General features: G+C 39.2%; 12 protein-coding genes. 3 read left to right on the top strand and 9 right to left on the bottom strand.

Features of this window, described 5'->3' with window-relative positions; genetic code table 11:
* Positions 1–2 precede the first annotated feature (2 nt).
* The 9 genes from ABEW32_RS10290 to ABEW32_RS10250 form a co-directional block, all read right to left on the bottom strand.
* A complete protein-coding gene (locus tag ABEW32_RS10290) occupies positions 3–1,397 on the bottom strand; it encodes a TldD/PmbA family protein (RefSeq protein ID WP_430187252.1) in 1,395 nt (464 codons plus the stop codon).
* A 448-nt stretch (positions 1,398–1,845) separates the two neighbouring features.
* Positions 1,846–2,106, bottom strand: coding sequence for a hypothetical protein (locus tag ABEW32_RS10285; protein ID WP_430187249.1), 261 nt, complete (start codon positions 2,104–2,106; stop codon positions 1,846–1,848).
* A gap of 225 nt (positions 2,107–2,331) precedes the next feature.
* Positions 2,332–2,556, bottom strand: a complete 225-nt coding sequence (locus ABEW32_RS10280; protein ID WP_430187247.1) for a hypothetical protein — start codon at positions 2,554–2,556, stop codon at positions 2,332–2,334.
* A gap of 716 nt (positions 2,557–3,272) precedes the next feature.
* Positions 3,273–4,400, bottom strand: a complete 1,128-nt coding sequence (locus tag ABEW32_RS10275; protein ID WP_430187245.1) for a hypothetical protein — start codon at positions 4,398–4,400, stop codon at positions 3,273–3,275.
* Positions 4,401–4,419: 19 nt separating this feature from the next.
* A complete protein-coding gene (locus tag ABEW32_RS10270) occupies positions 4,420–5,388 on the bottom strand; it encodes a PD-(D/E)XK nuclease domain-containing protein (RefSeq protein ID WP_430187242.1) in 969 nt (322 codons plus the stop codon).
* A 2-nt stretch (positions 5,389–5,390) separates the two neighbouring features.
* Positions 5,391–6,059 (bottom strand): hypothetical protein, encoded by a 669-nt coding sequence (locus ABEW32_RS10265; RefSeq protein WP_167438674.1) that lies wholly within the window; start codon positions 6,057–6,059, stop codon positions 5,391–5,393.
* A gap of 314 nt (positions 6,060–6,373) precedes the next feature.
* Complete coding sequence (locus tag ABEW32_RS10260; protein ID WP_430187239.1) at positions 6,374–7,060, bottom strand: restriction endonuclease; 687 nt, start codon at positions 7,058–7,060, stop codon at positions 6,374–6,376.
* A gap of 523 nt (positions 7,061–7,583) precedes the next feature.
* Positions 7,584–7,877, bottom strand: a complete 294-nt coding sequence (locus ABEW32_RS10255) for an ankyrin repeat domain-containing protein (RefSeq protein WP_430187236.1) — start codon at positions 7,875–7,877, stop codon at positions 7,584–7,586.
* Between the two features lie 2 nt (positions 7,878–7,879).
* The gene (locus ABEW32_RS10250) at positions 7,880–8,623 is read right to left on the bottom strand and encodes an ankyrin repeat domain-containing protein (protein WP_430187233.1); all 744 of its coding nucleotides are present in this window, start codon (positions 8,621–8,623) and stop codon (positions 7,880–7,882) included.
* Positions 8,624–9,480: 857 nt separating this feature from the next.
* Here ABEW32_RS10250 and ABEW32_RS10245 point away from each other — a divergent pair.
* From ABEW32_RS10245 to ABEW32_RS10235, 3 genes are all read left to right on the top strand, one after another.
* A complete protein-coding gene (locus tag ABEW32_RS10245; protein ID WP_430187230.1) occupies positions 9,481–10,623 on the top strand; it encodes a hypothetical protein in 1,143 nt (380 codons plus the stop codon).
* A gap of 134 nt (positions 10,624–10,757) precedes the next feature.
* On the top strand, positions 10,758–11,609 hold the full coding sequence (locus ABEW32_RS10240; protein ID WP_430187227.1) for a copper amine oxidase N-terminal domain-containing protein: 852 nt from the start codon (positions 10,758–10,760) through the stop codon (positions 11,607–11,609).
* A gap of 716 nt (positions 11,610–12,325) precedes the next feature.
* Positions 12,326–14,154, top strand: a 1,829-nt coding sequence (locus ABEW32_RS10235) for a contractile injection system protein, VgrG/Pvc8 family (RefSeq protein ID WP_430187224.1), incomplete at its 3' end; no start/stop codon positions are given.

Raw genomic sequence — 14,154 nt, 5'->3', positions numbered from 1 at the left:
GCCTATTCCCCCTTCCGTCCGCCGACGGTCATTTCGGATACTCGAATCGTCGGTTGTCCGCAGTTCACCGGAAGACTTCCACTGACCGAGCCGCACATCCCCTGACCATGATCCAGATTGTTGCCCACCATATCAATATTTTGCAGGGTTTCAATCCCTTTGCCGATCAATGTCGCGCCTTTGACCGGCTCGGCAATTTTACCGTTGCGAATCATGTACGCCTCTTCCACTGCAAAATTAAACTCACTCGTCGAAGTATTCACCGAACCACCGCCCAGCGATTTGGCATAGATCCCGTACTCCGTATTGGCAATGATCTCTTCACGAGTAGACTCACCATTCGCAATGAACGTATTGTTCATACGGGATGCAGGAGCGAATTTATAGGACTGTCTACGTCCTGACCCTGTCGCAGGTACACCCATCTGGCGCGAGCCCATGCGGTCGATCAGATATCCTTTTAAAATACCATTCTCGATCAGAACGTTGCGCTGTGTTGGCGCTCCTTCATCATCGATATTGAGCGAGCCCCACGCATTCGGAATCGTTCCATCATCTATAGCTGTGACCAGCGGTGAAGCCACCTGCTGCCCGATCTTATTCGCAAACACGGAAGTTCCATGCGCCACCGCCGTAGATTCCAGCCCGTGTCCACACGCCTCGTGGAAAAGAACACCGCCAAAGCCGTTCTCAATTACGACAGGCAGTCTGCCACTAGGCGCATATCCCGCTTTGACCATCGTGGACGCAATCCGCGCGGCGTGTCTCGCATTTTCTTCGATATTCAGGTTCTCCAGGAATTCAGTCCCTGCATACGCTCCCGGCCCACGGAACCCGGATTGTCTATGCTCCCCATCCGTCGCAATGGCGCTTATTCTCATGCGTGTATACGTGCGGGTATCCTCCACCAGCAGCCCGTTGCTATTGGCAATCAAGACGTTCTGGACCGAGTTGCTAATCCCAATAGAGGTTTGCGTGATGGAAGGATCATATTGACTTGCCGCCTCATGCGCCCGTCTCATCATGTCAATCTTGGCACGTTTCTGCGAACCGTCAGGTATGATCGCAATCGGATGTTGGTTAGGGATCGCATGGGGATGAAGTGTAATGGTGTGTGTACCTGGCGCTCCACCGCCACGAATAGCCTTAGCAGCCGATTTGGCTAGTCGGATCAGGCTTTGTTCGCTCATATCACTGGTGTAGGCATACACCGAGAAATGCTCCTTCATAATCCGAATGCCAATCCCAAAATCCCGGCCTGACAGCGCCGTATCCACGACGCCCCCGGTCATGCCCAGTTGTCCATTCGTGCGGTCCTCGACGAACACCTCTGCAAAATCTCCGCCCGTCTCCAGCGCGGCTTGCAGCATATCCTCAATCTGTGTTGGATGTATCATCACGTTCCTCCTCGTTTTTGCCATGTTTCATATTGTACGTTTAAGCGATCAAGATCATATGCGGGTTCATGTTTATTTCCCATAACTTTACTATACATGATGTTGGGAGTGGGTGTAACTATCTGGGTGGCGATGTGTTTGGGGAGTGTGCAGATTTATGTGCAGGGATGGAGGGATTGAAATGTAAAAACCCGATTAGACCGTGAAGGGTCATGTCGGGTTAGCTTGAGTTGCTTGATTACTGGGTGAATTGAGCCAGTACGTGCAACTAAGGACGCTACGTGGACGGGTCATTCTTCCGATCGCTGTTGCCCCCAGATTTTTGTGATTATATTTCTAACGGTAAAATCCGGGTTCAAAGGCGAACGCTCCGCTTCTTCAGAACGATTCCGTCCCCTCCGCTGCTATGCTTGGGTTTGCTTCATCTTGTTCGCCAAAATACTTTTTTTCAAACGAACCTTAAACAGTTCTCTTCGTAAACTAGTTCCATGATATGAAGATGGTCTGCTGCTTCTTTGACGGTTTCCATGTGCAGTACACTTGCCTTTTGAGAAATAATAGCCAGCGCATCCCAAATGAGCTTTGTGCATGTTTTAAGTCTTTCTATGTGCTCGTCTTCTTGCTGTACCAAGCCCTCGTATTCTTTAGCCGTATTTTCAGATGAGTTTGTATGTTCCACGCTCTTTAGTATCTTAGGCTGGGTATCCAAGTTATCATCTCCTTTTTATTCAAAGTGTAACAAAGGATGATAACGGATGTGGTACGTGTATACGTAATATTGGAAGAATTAAATGCTATTCTAGCTTCACACGAAGATTTTGTTTCTAGATTAATTTTGATCAGGAACAGACTTTGTACCGCCATTCCACAGGATCGATTTATTCGGTATACGTTCTAATTTATGTAGATGTTCCTTTGATGGTTTCAATACTTTCTACGCTTTGAAATATTCACGTTGCTGCGTCTTCTCATTGAATATCAACTTCTGCTGTTGCAAATCTTCAGCACACTTTTCCACTTTCCATATATCTTCGATGATCGTATCCTTTTCATAATCTGGAATGACGTCAATACGTGGACTATATGGAACTGATTGTGCTGCGGAACGACCCACATCAAGTGCAGCTTCCCACTTATGGATATTGGTGAGTGGTGGCAATTTTCTTGGATAAATTCTGTTCGCTGTGTACGTCCCATCGCAGGTGACTTGATCGAACGGGCATATTTTCTTTCATTGTAGTAGATGCCATCTCGTAACATACGTTCAAGCACGGCAAGTTAGAATGGATCATCTTCGTCAATTTGATCAGCACTGAGCATAAAGATGACTTCGGTAACATCGGTGGAAGGATCAACGTTCAGCTATGACTCGCTTGAGTTGATCAAGATATATGCTGTCCAACATAGTGATGGTACGAGTGCTAGATTGCGACGCACAAAGTTAGTCGCCTACATGAGCGATCTCCTTAAAGTGGAACAGATTGATGTATTGATTTCGTGTTGGATTAGTGGACAAATTTTAGCCTCCTATTTGGTGGTTTGGATAATATGGTTGTGAACATGGATAGCGCATGCATCTCTGCGATAAACAGAAACAAATATTCGTATTTGTTATAATAGATTACACGCTCGAATCTCAACATAATGAGGTGAAACTTTCAAAGGCAATAGGAGTAAGAACATTCCATAATGTTTTCTGAAACCACCAATCATCAATATACTTCCGTGCCGCTATAATAACATGAACGGCATGACAAAAAGACCCAACTTGTCCTCTGTAATAAATGCTTGCAATTGCCTTTTATCCAAAGTCCAATGTGCTCCCCAAAACCTTTGTATTACTTCCATTTTACTTAGTTCAAGAGTTTTCACAATTTAATTTACAGGCTCTGTATTCTCCTCAATAAATTTAACTTCTACTTTGCCAACAGAAAAAGAAACCCTGCGTCCCCTTAATAATTTCCGGTAAATTTGGTAAAGCACATTTTTAAACTCAAACAAAATAGCATCTTGAATTTTTGATTCAAATATAAGATTCTCTTCTAATATCTCACCACCAAATTCCTCAATAAAGAATCCTGAATTAACCAGCTTAGTTTCGCATTTTTCAGGTCTGCTTTTAAATTCAATAGCAACATCTATAAATTGGGAATTTTCAATATTTTCAAATCTCATAGTCGCCATGGAAAAGTAGAATCCGTTGTCTAACGTACCCTTTACAAAACTATTTTCAATAAGATTCTTCCCATCTATAATTGCTGAGTTTATACCTCTAAGCTGATTTGCTGATATTGAACTTTCCTCCGAGTTAGCCCCATCATCATCACGTTTAACTTTCAGTTTTATTATTTCTTCAAATTTCCATGGTGAGTGGTCATGTTGAAAAAATTCATTAAATAACTGAATCCTTTTCTCACAAGACAACATTCTCAAACTTATTTCAGAAAAATCAAACTTTATGTCATTATTCTTTTGATGGATATAGTTAATTACTTGTGTAACTTTGCTATAATCATTGCTAGCTAAAGTATCAAAATCCAAACTACAAGTATCTTTTTGTTGGTTCACAGTTACTTCTACTCTTCTGTCAGTTCTATCTAACAAATCAATCATACTCGGTTTATATTCTGTATAATTTATAATAAATTTCCAATCTCCATTTTTAGCTTCTGATACAGTCACCATTGTATTTTCTTCATCATTATCTAGACGAACACCGTTAATTTCCAATAGTGCACTTTTAAGATCGTCTGCTTGCTCTTTTGGCAATTCTATTCTTCCGGTTTTTTTGTAATTATGTTCCGTATCAATTTTTTCTTTAAGTTCTAGAAATCTCTTCCTTGAAAAATAATGATCTGCTCCAAGCTTAGCTACATCTTTTCTTTTTACTGCTTGTACAAGTATTCCTTGCTCTTGAAAAAAGCTTCTTGAGTCCTTACTATTCATAAATTGCTCAATTACCTTTCTCACATGTAATCTATTGGGGTATTTTTTTAGCTGCATTATATTTTTCCTCACTTAACTATTTATTGTATTCCTCAGGAACATTAGCAAGCCTTATCATGTAGTCAATAGTGATTTCTAAATCCGATCCTTGTGCAATTAAATCTTTTCTTTTGGATCTAATAAATTGTTCGATTTGTACTCTAAAAGTTGTATCATCATTATACAAATAAATCCTTAGTTCTTGAGCGTCCTCAAGTTGAAAAGGTTGTATACAAGAGTACATAAAATTTAATTCTTCTAAGGTAGGCTCAGCAAAGAAGAAGACGTGACTAATTTCACTGGTTAATGTGTTTCCTCTAAATATTTGCTTTTCCTTACTTTTAGCAAAAATATAACTTGAAAACAAATGAACTATATTAACATGATCTCTTCTTGAAGGTGAGCTTTTTCCCCCGCTATATGTATCGCTAGGATAAAAAAACTTAAACTCCGAAACGTTGGAATCTTTTCTTATATAAATAACTTTTTGAATCAACGAGCACCATCTTAAAATTTCATTATTTGAAGCTACATAGATGGTGACTGGGTTGTTCCTTTTAGAAGTAAGCTTCAATTGTTTTAAGTATTCTCTGTATTTATCCTCTTCGAAGCGTTCAGGTTCATTGCACCATATCATTAGAAGCCCTACTCTTACAATTGGGCAACCCAGTTGTTGCAAAGTTTCATTAGTACCTGCACATTCAATGGTCATTTGTAATTGCTTTACAAAGTCCTCAATTTCAGCTTTATTTATGCCATCCCATTTTCTGTGTTTAGATTCTACTATTAGTCCAACATCTTTTTTACTATATGGATCGTAAAATGAAAAGACTGAATCAATTCCATGAGGATTGACTCTATCTCGTGTCTTTGTTTTATGTGCAGGTTTATTCACACAATCAATGTCAAAGTTCGAATCACCAACTTGAGTCCATCCCAAATTCTGTAGGATATTTTTAGATTGTGTAGTCCATCTATCACCTTGATATTGCTGTTCTTCTGACAAAATTATTCCCCCTCAAAAAAACTGAAAATTAATTCCCTTACATTATCTATATTAGTACTTTTTAATGAATCATAGATTAACTTTACCGAATTATTGATCAGATCAAAATTGAGTGTGTACCATCCTCCATTGTAATAAATCTCTATACTAGTTTTAGAGGGAGAGGTTGGTATCTTTTTAAGTGTTTGTTGTGCATCCAAATTTGTTTTGAATTCCAAAGTGAGTGCACTAAGAACTACGTTAAAAAATTCCACATTATAATATTCTATTTTTTTTATTTGATACTGTTTACTTGAGATTTTATTTAAAATCCCCTTCAACTCTACTCTGTACGAGTAAAAACTTATATGTGCTTCTTTTTCTAAGTACCTCTCTAAATTACTACATGCAGCTTTACTTCCATATATCACAGCATAATTTCCACTTTTCGAAAACATACAACTAGCTTTATATGCTTTACTTAATACCTCAGGAGTTTCTTCTTCTGAGCTATTATCGTAGAATAGTTCTATGGAACGTATTGTACGATAATAATCCATTGTTATATTTTCATCAGTAACTAGTAGATCAGTAATCCATTCACTTGAGTATTCTAATGGAGAGGTTTCAAGCAGATCATATAAGGCATTTACCCGAAAGTTATTAAATCTCCTATACAAAGCAGTAAACATAGACTACACTCCTTTTAATAATACAAGCATTTTATTTCATCAACCTGCCGTCTTCCAAAATGAACAAACAGAAAGAGAACAAATGTTCGTTATTATTATAACAAGGATTATATTCCCAATAAAGATTAAAAATAATTAGTACATATATCTGATATTCCTATTTATTTTCCACTTCTTTAGCTTCAGCGCTTTTTTATAAAATAAAGGATACTAAAAGGGCATTCTTTTCTCTCAACATCAGAAATAACATTCTCCCAAAAAACACCATCAATATCTTGTTTATTGATATTTTCGGATAACAAAGGTTCGCCCTCCTATATTACACGATTCTTTTTCCACCTTTTTAGCCTATCAGCAAGCGCAACCCCATTAATCAACTTAATGTTCAACCTCTCCGCCGCCTCTTTAGCAGCCCTTGTAAAATTACTCGTCGTCACAATCCAAGCATCATAACAACCGTGTACCTGCTTACCAGCCTTGAGCCGGAGTACTATATCATTCCCGACATCACGTTTCCAGCGTTTGCACTGAACTGCGATTTTATAACCCTCTTTACCTTTGAGAATCAAATCGACTTCATGATCACCTGATCCACCAACTCGCTGTACTGAATAACCTTGATCTGTATAATAAAGCTCCATTAATCGTTCAAAATCTGTTCCTGATAGTGTATCTACATTAGCTTGGAGAATCTGTGCATCAGTTAGTTTTTTACTCGTTATTTTCCCTTTTGCCTTGCTTACCCCATTGTTCGTGCTAGCAGTTCTGCTCCTACCAGTTTTTTTCGTACCAGTGGCCTTACTTTTCTTTTTCTGTCGTTGCTTTCGAGTCCACATCGATCCAAATATTTCTCCAAGAATCACAGAGCCAAGTAAGATGCCAAAAAGATACCCCCAGTGTAGACCAGGTATTTTAAAATAAATAGTAAGTCCGACTATAACAAATAACCCTCTCAATACATAAGCAACTTGCCTGCCTTCTGCATAATAAGTTCTTGCCACTCACTTTCACCTCATTGGAATATCTCAACTTATACCAAAAGACTATATACCCACGACCAAGGAAATAAAAAAATCCAAATCCCTACTAAAATCTGCATAAATCTTCTTTATTTTTTACACTATAGCATATACATGGGGATATATGGAACAAAAAAAGCCCTTAGTTAATACTAAGGACCTAATTTAGAGTATATATAATTTTTGCTAAATTCCATTTTAATCCCGACTAATGAGGCTTGACAGAGCCTTCTGTAACCTTATTTATCTAATATGCTTCTCTATTTTTTCAAACCATACAGTTTCCCACAACATCATCGCATATCCCTCAAACCATTCCGACCATGATGAAGGATTTTTCTCAACCACTCGATTATTATTCTCGTGCAACACTATTTTTTGAATTGATCTTCTTACAACCTCAAAGAAATTCTCTATATCCCCCTAATATCTCCGGTAAATCCCACCATTTACTCATACTAGATCGGCTATCAGAGAAATTCCTTAAATCATATTTACAATTACATCATTCCATCATATTAAATATTGTTTTGTCTTCACGTGCCCGAGCCAATTCCAAAGGTGTTTTTCCATTATCATCTTTAGCCTGAATGTCGGCCCCATATCTTAATAGGATTTCAACTGCTGCTGCATTTCCCTTGCTGACAGCTCTATGCAAGGCCGATTGCTTATAATGGTTCCTACATTCAATATTAGCTCCATGATCCAACAGGAATTGAATACCCAAAACGTTATTACAATCCGCAAAATTATGTAAAGGGGGAAACGGTTTCTTTTCGCAATTCAGATCACAGCCCATCTCTAACCATTTAACAGAACTGCATCTTTACAATGAAGAGCGATCCCGAATCCCTTCTTTTCTACCTCTTTTTGATAGATATCCGCATATTCCATATGTATATAATTCACAATATCACTTGAATATCTAAATGCAATTTCAAGCGATGTTTCAGCCAACGCACGTTTTCCTACATTTGCTCCTTTTTCTGCTAAAAGTCTAAATGCCTCTAAATTATTGTGTTTACAGCAAAACTGCAAAGCTGTGCCGTGATATTCCAGAACCTTATCTAAATTGGATTTACTTGCGTTCGCAACGAGTTCCTTGATTCCTTCCATATCATTCATATAGCATGCAAACACTAGGTTTTTTTTAATTTTTTCGGCCTTTAATGATTTCCGTAAGATTACTTTACTTTCCTCTCCCTCCGGTTCCAAATCATATCTCTGGTAGATAATCAATTCAAAGACATCACTATCAAAAAGTTCTGGATTCATATCGTTGACAATACTATATTCTATTAATTTCCCAGCTTCCACTTTGATACAAAGGATTCCCTTTCCGATCATTATCCTCTCAATCTCATTTGTATATTTTTTAAAAAGAAAAATAGTTACATCACTAACATATGAGACTTCATTTTCAACAATCCTATAATACCCACTGGTAAACGAATTCTCTGTGCCTGATATTAAATAAATATATGTTTTCCCTTTAACCACAGATTCATCGACAATGCTGTTAACTAAATTTTCTACACTTTTCATACATTCATGCCTCCAAGATTATACCTTCTCTGTTTCAGTTATATTAGCATGAAATTCCTGCGCCAGTAAAAAAATCAAACTGATTTTGAGCCCATTCAATTAAATTGTGTGAATCTGGAGTTTTAGCCTTCTTGAAATTGAAGCCATTTAATGCCGTGCTTCCATCCTGTGAAGGTTGAGTCTGCGTTTTATGTAATCCACAAAGATAAATATGTTACTTAATTTATTAATACTTCACAGAAACACACACCACTCCGTGTGCCTTTCGAATAAATACAATATGTTCCAGCACTCAACCCTAAAGCGTTTTTTTGAATGCAGGAACATATTCAAATTGCCTTCCATTCCTCGTACATCGATGCTTCTTATCTCGATATATTACTACCACGCACTCCACGTGTGTCGAGACGATGGAAAGCATATTCTTCCTCTTACCTCTGAAATTTCAATAAAGGAACCCTCTCTTGGACACCCTCACACTCAATTAATGGCAGGTTTAGGATCGCTCTTGAACTCGTCAACCGCACCCATATCTTAACTAGTGCTCTATTCTTCCGAGATTTAGTGGTAATTTCCGGTTTATCTAGCTATGTCAAGGATCTATTTCAGAAATTGAGTTGCAAAAGTTGAGTCACTTACACAAAAGATAAATATAGCTATAATATGTATCTAATAGGATTCGAATCCCATTTGTGCATGATTTCTCTATTGGCCACTAGGGAAGAGAGAAAACTGATTTAGTTCGATCAAAGGACATGGTTACATAGAAAACAGCTTCTAGATTCCTCTTAATCAGCCTAATCAATTTTCTACACGTCATGCTATTGAACACATTCAGGTTCCATAGGAGGAAAGTCATGAAAATGAATAAAGTTTTGATGGTAGGCTCATTGGCATCTGCTTTAATCTTGAGCTCTTTTTCTAGTGTATTTGCCCAACCAGAGGTTAATTCTACCGCATCCCATGCGGACATTTTTATCGATTCATCTGTTCAAGGGAAGGATCGAAATGTTCTCCTAAACTTTATGGTAGATTTGGAGCCAAACGCACGTGAAAATGTAGTCTATGAAGATGCTAATGGAAAGCTGTATGCGAACAAACCTGAGTTACTCGAAAAAGTATTTAAATACAAAAAAGCTTCTGACAATATAATCGAAACCCCTGATGGCAAAGAGGGATATGCTCTACCAGTTGATAATTTACCAACCCAAATTGTTCTTCATAACGAACAATCTAAACAGGATGACAACAAAACTTCTGTTAGTAATAGTGTTTATAAAGATTCTTCTTGTGCGGCCACTTCAAAATCACAAGGAGAAATTGGTACACAGGCTACACAACATCCATGCACAGGGAGTACAGGTCCCTATAGAAGGGTAACTTCTAATGCTAATTATTCATGGCAATCTCATTATGTCTACTTACCTGGAGGATCAGAGATCCGAGATAACAACAATAAAGCATCTTCGAGCTTTAATGGTGATGCAGGCTATGTATATGTCGGAGGACAGGGTGCTAATGGTGGCGGTGTAGATGCTGGACTCATTCATAGTACATTGTATGATAATTGGGGAATGCTGATCAGTGTAGATAATGACCCTATAGGTTACTCACATCGGTTTAAGAGCAAACAAAATGTAAATATGAAGTTTTCTATACCTTCATCTAACAATATAGCTCTTACCGTTAGCGGAATTGATTATACTACCAACCAGAACACAACAATTACCATAGGACGCCAAGCACCAGGTTTCATTCCTGGAGGTGGGAATATATTAAAACGATTAACTACAATTGGCCAAAAGCCGCAAAATTTTCACAGTGGTTCTTATCTTCATAATGCCCACTGGTATAACAGTCTAATTGGAAATAGCTCAATGAATTACCATACTTGGTCTGCAGCCGATACCAATGCCAGTGGCACATGTTCATTTACAACTGATGTTGTAAGAGTAAATTATATAAATGCAGGTGAAGAAACTGATAATATAGATATTTAAAAGTTAATCTCTAAAAGAGAACGTATTAAGGAGAGTTTCCTTTGATGCGTTCTTTTTTCCTTTTTTTCGCAACTAATTGTAATTATTGGAGTAAAATATCTAGTGCAGTATAAATGAATGGAGGGCAATATTATATGAAGTTGTGTAAAAGTATTGTTTTATTTTCTTTGGCGGCCTTATTATTGTTTTCGTTAAGCATGGGGCACGTAGATGCGAAAGCGACTGTCATTAAGGCACCAGTGATTCTTAAAATCAACCAATATTACATCTTATACACATCACCTGACGCGCCATACATCGACAAACAACAGCGCTTTATGATTCCATTACGTGCAGTAAGCGAGTTGCTTGGAGCGACAGTAAATTACGATGTGCCTAAAAAAACAGCCACAATTTCTTGGGATCACAAGAATATAGAAGTTACAATTAACTCTAACAATGTAACGTATAATGGAAAAAACACGAAAATTGATACTGTACCTGTTCTTAAACAAAAACAAGTTTTTATTCCTGCCAAGGTACTACTTGACGGCTTAAACATTAAGGGCAGCTGGGAGGATCAATTGTTAACGATTAAAGATAATAAATTCAAAAAAAGTAAAGTAATTTCCTATTTAGAGGGCGGCTACGATCCAAATACAATCCCCTTAAGCACGGACATAGATACCAATAAAATTCGCCCGCTATCTTATGAGCTAACCTTACCGGGAGCTGATAGCAGTTCGAAAATGGCAGCATTATCTATAACCGCTAGGAATATATCTGGTAAGGATTTGAAATTAGGTAGCGAAGACCTTCGGCCCACTTTCATTACAGATATAAGCTACCAATATGATAAACAGGATAGAGATCGGCCTGCAGTACAAGCAGGAGCAACTTTTACGCGTACATGGAACAAAATAGATCTTTCGTCTACAAGTTCTTCAAACAATTTTCAATCCAACCCTCTTAAATATATTGTAGCTGTCGGGAATACTAAAGATTAAATTAGGGTATCTAGAAGACCCTAGATATGTTTAGAACTACAGGAACATCAATTTACAAAACTCCCCAAACAAGGCATGCTAATACGTTAAAATAAACGATTTTAAATCTATACAAAGGACTTTATCTAAGCAAAAGCGCCCATACTTTATTGGGCGCTATTTGTTTATTTTTCAAAGTATTTGTAAGCTATTTCCTTACAAATCTAATGGGAACATAAGTTATAATGGTCGCTCGTTTAATATAAGGATTAGCATCCAATGTAACTTCAATATTGTTGACCTTAGTAGGAATACCCAGGGTACCACCCTGCTGGAGTTTGCTATGAAACAACACTTTCAAAACCAACCTCTGCGACCCTATCAGCACCATTGTATAGATATGCTGCATCACCCTTTCCATTAAGTCGAGATGATGGAAAGAATAAACGCTCAATCCCCTCCTATATTTACCTCTCCCTTCTAAAAATAAACATAGTAAATCCCCCAATGAATGGGTCATTCTGTAAACTAAATCTCTCTTTTAACCGATAAATACATATGCTGGGTTGTTTATTAAATATCACCTCTAAACTTTTATAGCTCACAAACCTTGTAATACATATCTATCTTGACTGACAGTTCTACTCATCTGCGTCTTCTTTAAACAGAAGCAATTTCAAGATGACGTGCTTTACTTGGAAATACCCATCACATCTGGAAAGGAGTTATGAACTCACTTGAGCGTATTATCAGATGGGATCGGATATGAAAGCCTACGCTTTTATGGTCCCTTTCAGCCACTACACATCGAACAACTTCAAATAACACGCACCATTAATGATCATGCCTATTTACATATCAGTGGCATGCTCTCCGAAGAACAGGGAGCAGCTTGTATCGGTCAAAATATGGAGCAAGAGCCGATTGTGATTCGTCAGTTGAATGATCAGGGACAATCGCTAAGAAGGCTGTTCCATGGGATTGTTACACATATGTCCGTACACTGTGTGCGAGGCGTGTATACGTTTGAACTGGAGGCTGCTTCCCATTCATACCAGATGGATATTAAGCGTAAAAGACGCTCCTATCAAGATATTCACCGTACCTATGATGATCTGGTCACTGCGCTGGTTCGAAAATATCAGTACGGAGATGCCATTGATACGATAAGCAACCATGCTAAACTGGAGACATTTGTTTTACAATATGAGGAGACGGATTGGGCGTTTTTAAAACGTCTCGCTTCTCGCTTTGGTTCTGTACTTGTGCCAGAGGTAACCGCAGCCTCACCCAAGGTTTTCTTCGGAATGCCTGAAGGCAAGCAATATAAGGTCGAGCGGGATGTATTTTATCGAGTACGGAAAACGTTTCATGAATTGGATGCGGAAAAGCCGGGAGAACGTGCTGGCTCGTATGTCACCTATATGATTGAAAGTCTGCAATACTATGCGCTTGGCGACCTCATTACGTTACCCATTGGACAAGGTAAAGAGTTGGTCGTGGTTCGAGCAGTGACCACATTAACGGATGGATTGCTGCGTACCCGTTACGATCTTCAAGCCGAACAGAATATTCGCTATGCCCGGTATGAAAACGATCAGGCTACTGGAATTTCGCTGACAGGAACGGTACTGAAGGTACACCAGGATTTTGTACAGCTTCAACTGGAAATTGATCCGAAGCAAGATCCTGCCAAAGCGTGCTGGTTTCCGGTAGCCACCCGTTATGTTGCCGAAGAACATAGCGGCTGGTACGATATGCCTGAAGTAGGAGAACTGGTGGAATTGTATCTGCCAACACACCGCGAACAGGATGCCTATGTAACGGATTCGCTGCGACAACAACGCCACACCAATGGACAGCCGAATGTGAAGGTATGGCAACATGTGCAAGGTAGCGGCGTAGAAATGTCTGAGCATGAGCTGACTCTTTCCACCTCCGGTGAATTTTCCATTACACTTCATGAAGGTAACGGCATTACCATCGACAGTCCGGGGAATGTACAGATTCAGGGTGGTCATGTGGAGCTCGGTGCAGGCGAGGAACTATCACTCGAAGCTGGAACGGCGCTATACTTAAAAGGTGGAGCCAGCAGCATGGTACTGGATGGTGAGACGGATACCAAAGCTCCAGTGATTTATCAGGAAGGAACGGTAAAAGCACCTGTTTTCGTTGCTGACCTCCCTCCTGTGCCTGAGCCGCCACTGATGAGCATCAAAGCCTATGAGGCCGCACAAGCTGCATCAGCAGCTAGGGATTCATCTAGCAGCCAAGCCTCTACCCCTAAAGCAAAAATCACCAGCCCAGCAGAGCTTAAACAGGCAAATGCCTTGATGGGTACGGTGTCCAAGCTATTAGGTTCCATTCCAGTGATGGGAAAAGTGGCTGGCGTTGTTGCAGGAGCGCTAAGTGGACCTGCAGGAGGTGTGATTCTGAGAGCAACCGCAGCGATCCCTGTTCGGAGCAAAGGAACCCCTACCGTTGGAGGCAGTAAGGGGAACGGCATTCATCCGTTGAAACACTTGGCTGGTCTAGCATTACAAGGTTTAATTACTCAGTATGAACA

The organism is Paenibacillus jamilae, from assembly GCF_050482105.1.
Taxonomy (GTDB): domain Bacteria; phylum Bacillota; class Bacilli; order Paenibacillales; family Paenibacillaceae; genus Paenibacillus; species Paenibacillus jamilae_B.
The sequence above is the reverse complement of the archived record's forward strand: the minus strand, read 5'-3'. Positions and strand labels throughout refer to the sequence as shown.